This is a genomic window from Roseibium sp., assembly GCF_039982295.1.
Lineage (GTDB): Bacteria > Pseudomonadota > Alphaproteobacteria > Rhizobiales > Stappiaceae > Roseibium.
Genome location: NZ_JBDWYP010000082.1, coordinates 1 through 14,008, shown reverse-complemented (window position 1 = coordinate 14,008; position 14,008 = coordinate 1). Strand labels below are relative to the sequence as shown.

The 14,008-nt window shown below is 53.9% G+C and carries 13 protein-coding genes and 1 pseudogene; 8 read left to right on the top strand and 6 right to left on the bottom strand.

From position 1 onward, the window contains the following. Window positions 1–40 precede the first annotated feature (40 nt). Window positions 41–478 carry a type II 3-dehydroquinate dehydratase gene (aroQ, locus tag ABJZ52_RS16050; protein WP_348188231.1) on the top strand — a complete coding sequence of 146 codons (438 nt, stop codon included), beginning with the start codon at window positions 41–43 and terminating at the stop codon, window positions 476–478. A gap of 19 nt (window positions 479–497) precedes the next feature. On the opposite strand, the gene ABJZ52_RS16045 is transcribed toward aroQ, so the two are convergent. After that, entirely contained in the window at window positions 498–1,133 is a 636-nt protein-coding gene (locus ABJZ52_RS16045; RefSeq protein WP_348188229.1) for a sugar transferase, read from the bottom strand. A gap of 179 nt (window positions 1,134–1,312) precedes the next feature. Next, window positions 1,313–2,620: a UDP-glucose/GDP-mannose dehydrogenase family protein gene (locus ABJZ52_RS16040; RefSeq protein ID WP_348188226.1), complete on the bottom strand. Its 1,308-nt coding sequence runs from the start codon at window positions 2,618–2,620 to the stop codon at window positions 1,313–1,315. 365 nt (window positions 2,621–2,985) lie between these two features. On the opposite strand from ABJZ52_RS16040, the gene ABJZ52_RS16035 reads away from it, so the two are divergent. The 4 genes from ABJZ52_RS16035 (at window position 2,986) to ABJZ52_RS16020 (ending at window position 6,561) form a co-directional block, all read left to right on the top strand. Then, window positions 2,986–3,864, top strand: coding sequence for a metal ABC transporter substrate-binding protein (locus ABJZ52_RS16035; RefSeq protein WP_348188493.1), 879 nt, complete (start codon window positions 2,986–2,988; stop codon window positions 3,862–3,864). 68 nt (window positions 3,865–3,932) lie between these two features. Further along, entirely contained in the window at window positions 3,933–4,859 is a 927-nt protein-coding gene (locus ABJZ52_RS16030) for a manganese/iron ABC transporter ATP-binding protein (protein ID WP_348188223.1), read from the top strand. Then, a complete protein-coding gene (locus tag ABJZ52_RS16025) occupies window positions 4,859–5,728 on the top strand; it encodes a metal ABC transporter permease (RefSeq protein WP_348188220.1) in 870 nt (289 codons plus the stop codon). The genes ABJZ52_RS16030 and ABJZ52_RS16025 overlap by 1 nt, the downstream gene beginning before the upstream one ends. Further along, entirely contained in the window at window positions 5,728–6,561 is an 834-nt protein-coding gene (locus ABJZ52_RS16020; RefSeq protein WP_348188217.1) for a metal ABC transporter permease, read from the top strand. The genes ABJZ52_RS16025 and ABJZ52_RS16020 overlap by 1 nt, the downstream gene beginning before the upstream one ends. Window positions 6,562–6,929: 368 nt before the next feature. Here the strand turns inward: ABJZ52_RS16020 and ABJZ52_RS16015 are convergent, their stop codons facing one another. The 3 genes from ABJZ52_RS16015 to ABJZ52_RS16005 all read right to left on the bottom strand — a co-directional run bounded on the left by ABJZ52_RS16015 (window position 6,930) and on the right by ABJZ52_RS16005 (window position 9,778). Beyond that, window positions 6,930–8,264, bottom strand: coding sequence for a DEAD/DEAH box helicase family protein (locus ABJZ52_RS16015; RefSeq protein ID WP_348188215.1), 1,335 nt, complete (start codon window positions 8,262–8,264; stop codon window positions 6,930–6,932). A 225-nt stretch (window positions 8,265–8,489) separates the two neighbouring features. Beyond that, window positions 8,490–8,948 (bottom strand): ribonuclease HI, encoded by a 459-nt coding sequence (gene rnhA, locus ABJZ52_RS16010; RefSeq protein ID WP_348188213.1) that lies wholly within the window; start codon window positions 8,946–8,948, stop codon window positions 8,490–8,492. A gap of 269 nt (window positions 8,949–9,217) precedes the next feature. Then, window positions 9,218–9,778: a recombinase family protein gene (locus ABJZ52_RS16005; RefSeq protein ID WP_348188210.1), complete on the bottom strand. Its 561-nt coding sequence runs from the start codon at window positions 9,776–9,778 to the stop codon at window positions 9,218–9,220. Window positions 9,779–10,182: 404 nt separating this feature from the next. Between ABJZ52_RS16005 and ABJZ52_RS16000 the strand changes: the two genes are divergently transcribed. The 3 genes from ABJZ52_RS16000 to ABJZ52_RS15990 all read left to right on the top strand — a co-directional run bounded on the left by ABJZ52_RS16000 (window position 10,183) and on the right by ABJZ52_RS15990 (window position 13,814). After that, entirely contained in the window at window positions 10,183–10,965 is a 783-nt protein-coding gene (locus ABJZ52_RS16000; protein WP_348188208.1) for a DUF5131 family protein, read from the top strand. A gap of 67 nt (window positions 10,966–11,032) precedes the next feature. Beyond that, the gene (locus tag ABJZ52_RS15995) at window positions 11,033–12,292 is read left to right on the top strand and encodes a three-Cys-motif partner protein TcmP (protein WP_348188206.1); all 1,260 of its coding nucleotides are present in this window, start codon (window positions 11,033–11,035) and stop codon (window positions 12,290–12,292) included. Between the two features lie 58 nt (window positions 12,293–12,350). Then, the gene (locus ABJZ52_RS15990) at window positions 12,351–13,814 is read left to right on the top strand and encodes an RES family NAD+ phosphorylase (protein WP_348188203.1); all 1,464 of its coding nucleotides are present in this window, start codon (window positions 12,351–12,353) and stop codon (window positions 13,812–13,814) included. Between the two features lie 88 nt (window positions 13,815–13,902). Here the strand turns inward: ABJZ52_RS15990 and ABJZ52_RS15985 are convergent. Beyond that, window positions 13,903–14,008: pseudogene (locus ABJZ52_RS15985) on the bottom strand (IS5/IS1182 family transposase); the annotation flags it as partial.

The window sequence follows — 14,008 nt, the reverse complement described above, 5'->3', positions numbered from 1 at the left end:
ATGGCCTTCGTGGAAAAGGTCAGAGAGACAGGGGAACGTTTTGCAAACCGTCTATATCTTGAATGGCCCAAACCTGAATCTGCTGGGAAAGCGTCAGCCGGAGATCTACGGCAAGGAAACACTTCAGGATATCGAGGTTGCCTGCGGAAAGATCGCCGAGGCAAATGGTATGAAAGTCCGCTTTCTGCAAAGCAATGCGGAACACCAGTTGATCGACTGGATTCATGAGGCCCGGGAAAGTGCCTGCGGTATCATCATAAATCCCGCAGCCTATACGCATACGTCAGTGGCCCTTTTGGATGCACTCAGCACTTTCGAGCGCCCGGTGTTCGAGGTGCATATTTCCAATGTGCACAAGCGCGAGAGCTTTCGCCATCATTCCTATGTGTCTTTAAGAGCTGATGGCGTTATCGCTGGTTGCGGCGCGCAAGGCTACGAGCTGGCGCTTCTCAGGCTCATTCGCGTACTCGGCTCCTGACCGGTCCAAGGGTGTCCGGCTAGTAACCGTTGCCTTTGAAGAACTCGCGAACAATCGTTTTGAAGATAATCTTGATGTCGAGAAGCGGCGAGTGACGCGCGACATAGGCAAGGTCGTGCTCAAGACGCATGTGCGCGGCATGAGGAACCTTGGTCTCACCGCGATAACCATTGACCTGCGCAAGCCCGGTGATGCCAGGCTTGACCCGGTGGCGCTGATGATAGCGTGGATCGAATTCCTCATACGGCAGACCGGCAGCCAGCATGCCCGGCACGTGGGGGCGTGGCCCGACCAATGACATTTCGCCCTTCAGGACATTGAACAGCTGGGGCAGTTCGTCGAAGTTGCTTCGCCTCAGAAAGCGGCCGACCGGCGTCATCCGGGGGTCATCACGCACGGTCTGTTGCCGCCCGCTGGCGTCACCGAGATCTGCGTACATGGATCTGAACTTGAGTATGGTGAACGTCGACCCATTCCTACCGTGGCGCGTCTGTCGGAAGAGAACCGATCCGGTGCTGTTCACCTTGATCGCAATGGCAATCCCTGCCATCAGCGGCGCAAGCAATAAGATGCCGGACACCGCCCCGACAATGTCAAACAGCCTCTTTATCCCGGCGTAGCGTCGCGCATCCGGCAAGGTGTTAGAAATTGCCATATGAGGCGCTTGGCGTTTGGCGCCGTTTGGCGGAGTTCTATCGACTAGTGCGACTGGAGGCACCCTGTTTCACTCCCTGTAGTTTGGAAGGAAATGTAACGATCCCCTATGGTTAACCCAAGGTTAAAGCGAAAAAGTGGTTAATAGCGGCGCGCTTGGCAACGCAGTAGAGCGGACGCTTAATACGCCCGCCCTACGCTTGTGTATTTGAAGCCGCGTTCGATCATGTAATCGCTCTGGTAGATGTTCCTGAGGTCGATCACATTGGGTGCGGCAAGCGTTTGCCGGACACGGTCGAGGTCAAGCGCGCGGAACTGGTCCCATTCGGTGACAATGACAACCGCATCGGCGTTTTCGATGGCGTGATAGGGCCCGTCACAGAATAGAACATCGCTCATCAGGTGCGAGGCTTCGTCCATGGAGGCGGGGTCATAGGCGCGGATCTTGGCGCCAGCCTCTTGCAGCTTGGCGACAATGTCGATCGAGGGGGCTTCGCGCATGTCGTCGGTGTTGGGCTTGAAGGCAAGGCCGAGGAGAGCGATGGTCTTGCCACTGACGTCCCCGCCCATGTGGGCAATCACCTTGTCCGCCATCTTCTTCTTGCGCTCTGAATTCACCTCGATGACGCTGTCGACGATCTTCAGCTCCGAGCCCGCGTCCTGGCCGATCTTGGACAGCGCCAGCGTGTCCTTCGGGAAACAGGAGCCGCCATAGCCGGGGCCTGCGTGCAGGAACTTGTTGCCAATGCGGTTGTCGAGCCCGATGCCACGGGAAACTTCCTGCACATTGGCGCCTACTTTCTCGCAAAGGTCGGCAATCTCGTTGATGAAAGTGATCTTCACCGCAAGGAAGGCGTTGGCGGCATATTTGATCAGCTCGGAGGTGCGGCGCTGGGTGATGATGATCGGGGTTTCGTTCAGGAACAGAGGCCGATAGAGTTCGCACATGACCGTGGCAGCATCTTCGCTGTCGGTGCCGACGACCACCCGGTCCGGGCGTTTGAAGTCGTTGATGGCTGCGCCTTCGCGCAAGAATTCCGGATTGGAAACAACAGCAAACTTCGCGTCGGGATTGGTCTTGGCAATGATCGCCTCGACCTCGTCACCGGTGCCGACAGGCACGGTCGACTTGGTGACCACGACCGTAAAGCCATCGAGATGCCCGGCGATCTCTTCGGACGCAGCATAGACATAGGACAGATCCGCATGGCCGTCACCGCGCCGGGTCGGCGTGCCAACGGCGATGAAGACCGCGTCTGCCTCTGCAATGGCATCCTTCGGATCAGTGGTGAAGAACAGGCGCTCTTCATCGACGTTCTTGGCGACCAGCTGCTGAAGACCGGGCTCATAGATCGGGATCTCGCCGTTGTTCAGGGCATTGATCTTGCCCGCATCCTTGTCGATACAAGTGACCACATGGCCGAAGTCGGCAAAACAGGCCCCGGACACGAGCCCGACATAGCCAGTTCCAATCATTGCAACGCGCATAGTCTCATTCCGATCAACTGGGCAATCGCGGAAATCAGTGTTCCGCAAGCCGGTTCTTCGTCAGTTAGAAGGTTCACCCGCTAACAGTCAGATGTTGCTTTAACATGACGGCCCCGCCTGTCCATAGCCGCCCTTGCGATAACCGCCGAAAAGCCCGGTCCCCGAAAACTCCGAATATCTGAAAGTGGCGGCTGGAATAGTGGATCTTCGCCGAGGTGCTATGCGGGTCAGAAGAGGAAAATAATCCTTTTTGCAAATAATTCCTAATAGCATTGACATTCGGTTCGGGCTCGGCATATTTGTCCCATGACGGATGCGCTAGGAGCGAAGCAATGAAATATTCATGGTCTAAATACGTGCTGGGAATGGCTGTCGCCGGGGGATGCATCGCGGGGTCGAGCGCGATTGCAGATGAAAAGCTCAAGGTCGTGACGACCTTCACCGTCCTGGCGGATATGGCCAGAAACGTTGCAGGTGATGCTGCCATCGTGGAGTCCGTGACAAAACCGGGTGCCGAAATCCACGGCTATCAACCGACGCCGAAGGATCTTATCAGCGCTCAGGATGCAGATCTGATCTTGTGGAACGGAATGAATCTGGAACTCTGGTTCGAGCAGTTCCTCGGCAACCTCAAAGACCTTCCATCCGCGACCTTGTCCGAGGGCATTTCGCCAATCTCTATTCACGAAGGCGGCTATGAGGGCAAGCCAAACCCGCATGCATGGATGTCGCTAGAAAGCGCCTTGATTTACGTTGACAACATTCGTGCGGCAATGGCGGAACAGGATCCGGAAAATGCGGAGGTCTATGAGGCCAATGCCGAGGCATATAAGGCCAGAATTCGCGAGACTATTGAGCCGCTTAAGCAGATGATCGCAGAAGTTCCGGAAGATCAGCGTTGGCTTGCGACCTGCGAAGGGGCCTTTTCCTACCTGGCGCGCGACTTTGGTCTCAAGGAAATCTATTTGTGGCCAATGAACGCGGACCAAACTGGAACACCTCAGCAGGTGCGTAAGGTGATCGACGAGGTTCGCGATCATGAAATCCCGGTGGTCTTTTGCGAAAGCACGGTGAACACAGATCCGGCCAAGCAGGTGGCGCGCGAAACCGGCGCAAGCTACGGTGGGGTTCTCTATGTGGACAGCCTTTCGGATCCTGATGGCCCGGTGCCGACCTACCTGGACCTTCTGCGGGTGACCACCGAAACGGTTGCAGCTGGTTTGATTGGAGCGGCGAAAGAGTAATCGCCCCGCGAGGCAAATGGGCGTGGAGGCGGGGCAAAGGCCCCGCCAGTAACAAACGGACGCGTGTTGTGATCGATAGTGAAGAGTTGAATGCAGGCGAGGCCGGGTTGTCGGCCAAACATGTCACGGTAACTTATAGAAATGGCGTCATGGCATTGAGCGATGCCAGTTTTACGGTGCCGCGCGGATCGATTGCCGCGCTGGTCGGCGTCAATGGGGCCGGAAAATCGACCCTTTTTAAAGCGATCATGGCGTTTCTTCCGCTGGCTGGCGGCGAGATCCGCATTCTGGGCCGTCCAGTGAAAGCGGCTCTGAAAGAGGGTATCGTTGCCTATGTGCCTCAGGCAGAGGAAGTCGATTGGTCTTTTCCCGTGCTCGTCGAAGATGTGGTCATGATGGGCCGCTATGGCCGCATGGGGTTCTTGCGCATCCCTTCGGCTGCTGATCGAAGGGCTGTCGAAAACGCGTTGCAACGTGTTGGCATGTCCGACTTTCGAAGGCGCCAGATTGGAGAACTCTCGGGCGGACAGCGCAAGCGTGTGTTTCTTGCCCGGGCTCTGGCCCAGGACGGGCAGGTGATCCTGCTTGATGAACCCTTCACCGGCGTGGACGTGCAGACGGAGGAGGCAATCATCAAGCTTCTTCGAGAATTGCGCGACGAGGGGCGGGTCATGCTCGTTTCGACGCACAACCTGGGTTCCGTTCCCGAGTTCTGCGATCAGACCGTCCTGGTGAAGGGCACGGTGCTCAACTATGGTCCGACGGAAACCACCTTCACCCGCGAAAACCTCGAGGTCGCCTTTGGCGGCGTGCTGCGGCATTTCGTTCTGGGCGGCGCCGACTTGCACGACGATGATGATGCGCGGGCGGTGACAATCATCACCGACGATGAACGGCCTGTGGTCATGTACGACGACAAGACGAGAACGCTCACTCAATCGGATGCTGGCTCCACGAACACGGCCGACGCCAAGATTGCTGAAGAGGCGTCGTGATGGAAACCCTGCTGCTACCCTTCAGCTACGGCTATATGACCAACGCCATGTGGGTGAGTGCTCTGGTGGGCGGTGTCTGCGCCTTTCTGTCGGCCTATCTGATGCTCAAGGGCTGGTCCCTGATCGGAGATGCGCTCAGCCATTCGATCGTGCCAGGTGTTGCCGGTGCCTATATGCTTGGGCTGCCTTTTGCGCTCGGCGCATTCCTGTCCGGCGGTCTGGCTGCCGGCTCCATGCTGTTTCTCAATCAGCGCACGGGCCTTAAGGAAGATGCCATCATCGGCATCATTTTCAGCAGTTTCTTCGGCCTCGGGCTGTTCATGGTCTCGGTCTCGCCGGTGCCGGTCTCCGTGAACACGATTATTCTGGGAAATATCCTGGCGATCACGCCTGAGGATACGCTCCAGCTCGCGATCATCGGTTTTGTCTCGCTTACCATTCTACTGCTCAAGTGGAAGGATCTCATGGTTGCCTTCTTCGACGAAAACCATGCACGGTCCATCGGGTTGAAGCCGGAACGCTTGCGTTTCATCTTCTTCGTGCTGCTCTCTGCTTCCTGCGTCGCGGCCCTGCAGACCGTTGGTGCGTTCCTGGTGATTGCCATGGTGGTCACGCCAGGTGCGACGGCCTACCTTTTGACCGACCGGTTTCCAAAGCTGTTGGCGATGAGTGTCGCAATTGGCGCGGTGACGAGCTTCACGGGCGCCTATCTCTCATTCTTTCTGGATGGCGCGACGGGCGGGATCATCATCACCTTGCAGACATTGATCTTTTTGCTGGTCTTTGTCTTTGCGCCCAAACATGGGCTGCTGGCTGCCAGGAGACGCGCCGCGCAGGCTTTGCGTCAGGCAGAAACGGGAGGCGCCTGATGGAAGATCTTGTGCTGCCGTTCCAGTTCGGCTTCATGCAAAACGCGTTTTGGGTGGCCATTCTGCTCGCGCCACCAACAGCGATGCTCTCGTGCTTTCTGGTGCTCAAGGGCTGGTCCTTGATGGGCGATGCTGTCAGCCATGCGGTTCTGCCCGGCGTTGTGATTGCGTATATCCTCAACATTCCGCTGCTGATCGGCGCGTTTTGCGCCGGCATGACCTGTGCTTTGGCCACCGGATATCTGAAGGACAACAGCCGGGTAAAACAGGACACGGTCATGGGCGTGGTGTTCTCGGGCATGTTTGGCTTCGGCATGGTGCTCTACACGAAGGTCGAGACCAACGTGCATCTGGACCACATTCTCTTCGGCAACATGCTGGGTGTCGGATCCGCAGACCTTTGGACGGCCGGACTCGTGGGCGCCTTCGTCACCTTCGCGCTTGCCTTCAAGTGGCGGGATCTGTTGCTTCACGCATTTGACCCGGCCCAGGCGCAGGCGTTGGGTCTACCCGTCAAGCTCCTGCACTATGGGCTCTTGTCGATCCTGTCTTTGACGATTGTCGCGACACTCAAGGCCGTCGGCCTGATCCTCGCCATCGGTCTCCTGATTGCGCCGGGCGCAATCGCATTCCTCCTGACCCGTCAATTCCTGCCCATGATGCTGACAGCGATTGCCGTTACGCTCCTCGCGATGACAGGGGGCGTCTACGTCAGCTTCTGGATCGACAGCGCGCCGGCACCGACGATCATTCTCGTTCTCACGTTGCTCTTCATCTGTGCCTTCGTCTGGCGGCAGATCCAGAATGCCCAAAGAGACAAGATGGCTGTCTGACGGTGTCGGCCTGGATCTCCGGGATAAAAGTCAGCGAATCCAGTCGCTTCCCAGGCCTCTCGCTTGGGGAGCGAAAAGCTGTGCGGACACGAAGCGACAGCGCGAAGTTTGAACTCTACCGATCCAAAAATATCTGGCTTGAAAATGGTGCTGCCGGAGAGATTTGAATTTTCCATTCCGGGGAATAAAATCAAGCAATATCAATGCCTTATTGTCGCTGATCCTGTTCGGAATGTAACATCTCACTGTAACAGTTTCAACTTGGGATTTGGTCCTGAAAAATGTGGGCAGCCATACAAACAGGTGTTGAGGCCCCGCCAGAATGTCCGACGGAGCCCGTGGGTTAGCCATGGGTATAGGTGTGGGCGCTACGCTGCGATGAGCTGAGGCTCGCGCTTGATCAGTTCTAGCGTGTTCTTGGATGCAAGCCAGTCCGTCAGCAACCCACGCATTCGTTGCGAGGGTATGAAGAGACTGATGGGTTGGAAATTGCGGATTTGTGAGCGCCATATCCACTGGATCATCTCAGACAAGGCATAGAGGTCATCATCAAAGGAGATGCCCCGGTCGGTGAAGCTGCCTTTGATAACAGGATGGGGGAAGAGGTTGCACAGGTAGGCCAAGGATTGCTTGTTGGCGTAGTCGTTCGTGGCCTTGGTGCTCAGCGGGACCCATCCCCGAGTGTAGCCGGGTCCCTTAAGGCTCTGCTTCTGATCCTTGAAACAAGTCCACATGTTGGCGTTCGATGGGGATCCTGCTGTTACCTCAAAGAACCTTCGTGTTGAGCTACCAATTCGTTTAAGCGTTTCCGGAGATTGACGCTTAAACCACGAGGAAGAAAGGGCGTTGGACCTTCCCTGCCTATTGCCGATCTCATTCATCGGCCCATCGTACACCTCGATCAAACCACTCAGGTGAGCCTTCAGGGCGCTTTCGTCGACCTCGGTATAGTTGACTAGCGTTCCGTCCTGGATGGCCCTGAGGCTGCACATGAGACCCGCAGCCTTGAGGTGGGCGGACATAGGTGATCCATGGAACATGTAGGTCAGGATGATGATGTCCGAGAAGCACTCCAGGAATTCGACGGGAAACTCCCAGAGTAGGACCGTGCCGTTGCGGCAAACCAGATTGCCGTTGCGACACAGCTCCTTGATGGCGCTGAAGCGGCCGGAATAGGCTGAATGATCTCGCATGTTCCAGCCAAGGCGCTTGGTCTCTGGATCGACGTAGACAAGACGCTGATCGAACAGAAGGTCCTTGTCTGCTTTGGTCAGCGTCTTGAAGATTTGGACACAGTCCAGCACCTCATCAAGGATCAGGACATAGTTTTCATCTTGCAGAAGACGGAAGATGTCGCGATTGAGAAGGCGGAACAGGGCATGTGTGGAGACAATATTCCGTCCTTCTCGCACCAACGTCTCAAGGTGATGGAGCTTGCGCCCTTCGATTGGCTGAGGGTCCCTGAAGTCCAACATGGGGCAGGAAGACCTGAACCTCTCTACCTCTGACAGCAAAGGCGTGACGACAAGGAATTTGGTAGGCCTCTGTCCCCTATCGAAGTTGGCTTTGAGGTCTTGTTGATAGGTTTCGTTGATGTGTTTGATGATGTGGGTCGTTTTGCCAGACCCCATGACGGCATCGATGACGGTGATCATTTCTTGAAGGTTTCCTTGAGGAGGAAGAGCCAGCACAAACTCAATCATTACCCCTTCTTCTTTTAAGGAAAGGGTCTAAAGAATGGCTGAAATGCTGGGTCTTTTGATAAGCCATGGAGGTTTTCTGGTGCAGAAACTCCATAGGCTGAGATCGGCAGTTCCACTGTGAAGGTGGGGAACATGGCCGATAGAGACACCTTGCCGATTATTGGCTTGGGTGTCTGATCGTCGGTTGAGGCGTCCTGATAATAGGCTGTCTTCTTAGGCGTGGCGTTAACTGGCTAGGGCGGTCCCCACCAAGCGTGTCTGTCGTGTCACGGCCTCGGTAGCAAGCGTGTCAGCCAGCTCATTGAACTCGTTCCCGGCATGTCCTCTCACCCATTTCCACCGGACTTCGTGCTTTGCTATCTCACTAAGAAGCTGCTGCCACAGGTCCACGTTCTTCACGTTTTTCCATCCTCGAGCTTTCCAGCCAAGAAGGCGCTCCGAAGCTCCTAGGATGACGTATTCGCTATCGGAAATAACGAGTACCTTCGAGGCTCTCGTGAGCCCCCTGAGGCCCTCTATGGCCGCTGTCAGCTCCATTCGATTGTTGGTCGTATCAAGTACTCCTGCGGAGAGCGTCTTGATCGATTTTCTGCCTGTCAGGATGGCTGCCCAGCCGCCGGGGCCAGGATTTCCCTTGCAGGACCCGTCGGTATAGATCGTGACGAGAGTAGGCTTATCCGTCATGGGGATACCTCATGTGTTCGTGGGGATTTCGGGGGAGGGGACGCAGGTCTCCGACAAAAGAAGATCGGACCGGCCAGATATGATCTGACCAGCCGACGTCTGAGGGAGAGTGTCCTAAGGGGACGGTGTCCACACTCGATCAGTTGGGAGTGCGGATGCCGGTGCAGAGAGCGGGTTTGGCCGTTCTATGTACAGTATGGCTACGTTTTAGATCGTCCCAACGCGCGATTTGCTCAGTATGGGAACGTTTTCACGCACTAGCCTTGCAATTAGCTCTTGTCTGCGCTCGTGGCCTTGTGAGCGAGCCCCTTGGAGATCCCGAAGTGGTCCGCAATCCGCTGGATCGACCAACCCTCCGTGGTTCTTAGGTGACGTGCCTCAGCCTCTTGCTCTGTTGTTAGCCGTGGCTTTCGCCCGAACTTGATGCCTTTCTCCTGCGCCTTTGCAATGCCATCCATCTGCCGCTCTTTACGGATGTCTGTCTCGAACTGTGCGAAGACGGCAAGCATTCCAAGGAAGGCGCGACCGGCTGCGTCTCCTGTGTCGATGCTCTGGTCAAGCACCTTGAGGGTAACGCCTTTGTTCTCCAGTTCGCTCACCAAGGAGAGGAGATGCTTGGCAGATCGGGCTAGGCGGTCAACGCGAGAGATGACCAGCGTGTCGCCCTTGCGGACATAGCGAAGGCACTCTGCCAATTTGGGGCGCTCGGTATCCAAGCCAGAACGCTTCTCGGCGAATATCTCTGCGCATCCTGCTTCCCCGAGCTTCTCCTGTTGTACTTCGAGAGACTGCCCGACTGAGGAAACACGGGCATAACCAACCAGAGCCATATTGTTCACCAATATCTAGACTTAAATGATCAATCATTGTTGAACGGAAAATGAACGGGCTGTCAAGCCGTCATCTCGATGTTCATCAAGGTATACATTTATGAATGACGCCGTGCAGTGAGTGGCATGGTCGGTAGTTGGCTATATGGCGCATTTTGGGCACCCGGTGGGGGGGCATTTGGAAAAGGCGGTTGAATGATATCCGCTCGCAGATTTTTCGGAAAAATTGTCGTCAGCGTCCCTCCGTCTCGATCGATACCACTTAGGTTGTATTGTGGATCTCGGCACAACATTTGCTTTTGCCCCGCTGAGGAAGCACATTACGGAGTTTCATATTTGTTGCCTCTATGTTCCACCAGAGGTAACACTTGTGGGAGGTCTCTAGTGTTCATGAAAGCAATCAAATGGCCGATACGCAGATTGAATGGACTGATGCAACATGGAACCCGGTTGCCGGATGCACGATTATGTCCGCTGGGTGTACGAACTGTTACGCGATGAACATGGCGAAGCGCTTGGAGGCCATGGGGGTCGAAAAGTACAAGGGGCTGACGCGAAAAACGGGCAAGCGTACGGTCTGGAACGGAGTTGTGCACGAAGATCGTACGTCTCTAGAAATCCCAAAAAAGTGGAAGAAGCCTCGAAAAATTTTCGTCAATTCGATGAGCGACCTTTTTCATCCGGCTGTGTCTAAAGCCTTTGTCGCAGAGGTTTGGCAAATCATGGCTGAGACGCCTCGCCATCACTATCAAATCTTGACAAAGAGGCCCGATAGGATGGCAGAGATACTGTTGGAGATCTGCCCCTTTCCCCTGATGAATGTATGGCTTGGAACAAGCGTCGAGGCGCAGCATGTTGTGCATCGCATCGATGAATTGCGCCAAGTGCCGGCGAGCATTCGTTTTGTATCTTTTGAGCCTTTGATCGACAGCGTAGGGCAGGTTGATCTTACAGGTATCGATTGGGCTATCGTTGGTGGAGAAAGTGGCAGGAATGCAAGGCCCATCAAGGAAGAATGGATTGACGACATTCATGATGTCTGCCGACTGCATGGGACCGCTTTCTTCTTCAAACAATGGGGTACTTGGGGCAAAGATAATAAGAAGCGCTCCAAGAAACTAAATGGGCGTGACTATCGAGGTCGTACTTGGGATGAAATGCCTGTCGAAATTCAACTTCAGGTATAGTTTTTGCTTGCGTTTGTGCCAAGAGAGGTCAGATTTATGAAATGTTTTATCTTCGCAGCTGAGATTGATGGCTAGGAAACAAAATTTTAATTGGAAGATTGGTGAGCCCCGCCCTCGGATTGAAGCTCATACGGAACGAAAACTCGAGGTTATTGAACAATACCTTGATGTTTATTTTGACACCGTCACCGCCAATCGCCGCATGGACGTTCTGCGGATAACCATCGTCGATGGTTTTTGTGGCGGTGGCTTGTATCAAAAGGGCAGCGAGACCAGATATGGTAGCCCATTTGCACTACTTAATGCGGTGGAAAAAGCAAAGATCCGTGTAAATGCTGATCGCCACAAGCCACTTGAAATTGCAGCCCAGTACTATTTCAGCGACGCAAACAAGCTGCATATGGCGGCCTTGCGTGACGAACTTTTAAGAAGCGATTTTGCGCGGCAGGTGGATGACAGCATAATCCTTCAAACGGGAGAGTTTGAACATATTCTTCCTAAAGTGATTGCGGACATCAAAGGGCGTCAGCGCCAAGGCCGCAGCTTCTTTGTCCTAGACCAATGGGGATATATGGATGTCCCGGTCAAGTGTCTTCAACAGATCTTCTCTGCGCTAGATAAGCCAGAGGCAATTCTGACATTCTCAATTGATGCCTTGCTCAATTATCTCCGGACAGATGGGAGCGGATTGGAAGGTTTACGGCAATTTGGTGTTACTGAAGACTTTGTAAACACGTGGCAGGCTCTCAAAGATGATGAAAATTTTGGTCGGGCGACGGCACAAAGAACAATCATGGAGAACCTTCGCAGGAATAGTGGTGCTCACTTTTTCACTCCATTCATGATGTACTCAAAAACGGACAAACGCTGGATGCTGTTGGCGCATTTGTCAAAGCATCAGGCGGCTCGAGATAAGATGCTTTCCGTTCATTGGGACCAGCAAAATCACTTCCGGCATATCGGAAAAGGAAGCCTCTTTGAGCTTGGGTTCGATCACCGTCTGGCTGAGAGCAAAGACGCCCTGTTTTCGTTTCGTGAGGAGGATGAAACAAAACTTATGATGGAATTGGAGAATGAGCTGCCGTCAAGGGTCATGGATAACATGATTGATGATGTTCTGATGGTGGAAGACCTTTTATCCCAAATAGGAAACCTCACAGCGGCTCAGAATGACATGATTTTCGGAGTGTTGCAGACGCTTGCTTCGGAAGGTGAGCTGGAAGTTGCTAAGAAAGGAGGTGGAAAGAAAAAGGCGAGTACTATGATTGAGGTGTCAGATACACTCATTCGACCAACTCAACCCACATTTTTCTCGAAGTACTATTAGTGCAGTTTCAGGCAACTGGATCGATAAGTGTCGATGGTTGGGGAGAACACATTTCATAATGGACATTGACGTCGAAGAATATGGCGAGAGAGCCATTTGTGAACACTGCGTCGGTGATAACTATCTCGCAAAACAGATTGAGTTAAATGGCGAGGTTGAGACGTGTTTCTACTGCGAGGAGGATGAGCGTCGAACTTGGCTTTTGTCTGAAGTAGCCGACGCGGTAGAGGCAGCCTTTCAACAGCATTTCAGGCGCACACCAGATCAACCTGATGGACTGCAATCGATGATGCTTGCCGACAAAGAAGGCACGTATGAGTGGGATCGCGATGGAGAGCAGACCGTATACGCGATCATGAATGCGCTGAACTCTTCCGAAGAAATCGCGAGCGACCTACAACAATATCTCGAGAAGAAGCACGAAGACTGGGATGCCGCCGTGTGTGGTCAAGAGTGTGAATTCGCTTCCGAGGCATACTATGAGGAAATTATGCCCAGCGATGGCGCTTGGCATGAGGAGTGGCAGCGTTTCGAACGGAATTTGAAGCGAGAAACGAGGTTCTTTAGTGGTGCTGCACAGGAGTACCTCAAGTCCATTTTTGGCGGTGTTGATACGATGAAGACTGCCAAAGGCCGCCCAGTGGTCATTGAGGCGGGACCAGAACAGGAGATTTTAGGGTTCTACCGGGGGAGAGTGTTTTATTCAGATGATAAGCTTGAAGTTGCGATGAAGAGGCCTGATCTTGAACTTGGTCCTCCTCCCTCGGAATTAGCTCCTGCGGGTCGGATGAACGCTCATGGTGTCTCGGTATTTTATGGTGCAGATAGTGTTTTAGGAGCCATTGCTGAGGTTCGTCCGCCGGTCGCAAGCCGAGTCTTGATTGGACGTTTCGATCTTTTACGGAAGGTCCGGTTGCTGGATTTCCAAGCACTTCGATCTGTCACCGAATCTGGCAGTATTTTTGACCCATATTTTGCTGATCGACTGTCGCGGCAGAGATTTCTTCGCTCTCTAAAGTATAAAATCTCGCGGCCTGTGATGCCGACGGATGAAGCCTTTGATTACCTTGCAACCCAGGCTGTTGTCGATTTTCTGGCGAATGGTCTTGAAACCGAGCTGGACGGTGTCCTTTTCCCATCGGCGCAAACCGGCGACAAGAGTGTCAACGTCGTCATGTTTCATCGGGCAAGTCGGGTGCAGGAGATTGTTCTGCCTGATGGGAGCGAGATTGATGCCACTACCTACATGCACACCAATGAAGGTGCTGAGCCTTGGTTCACTGTAACTGAAAATACTCCTCGAGAAAAAATGACTAAGTCGGCGGAGTGGGACAAGGCAATGCTGACAAAACTACCTAGCTATTTTGCTGAGAATAGGTTCGATGCAGATGAGCGAGCCGACACGCTTACTGTCAATCTGGATTGCCTAGAGGTGCATATCGTATCAGAGATTGGCTACAAAACGGATGATCACAAGGTTTTACGGCATCGCAGAAATAAACCAGATTACGACCAGTTTTGAATACTTTGAAGAAGGCCTTGAAATTGTACAATTGAGTTCAGCTTTGAATGCTACCTTAGAGTCTGACTCGAAATTCCCTTGAACATTTTCAATGAGTTGCGACACGTCTGGTGATCATCTGGACGGAGGCCATGAAGATCCAGGCAGTGGCGCTTTCGAGAGTATTCTCGAAGTCCTTGGCGAGGCGCCGGTTA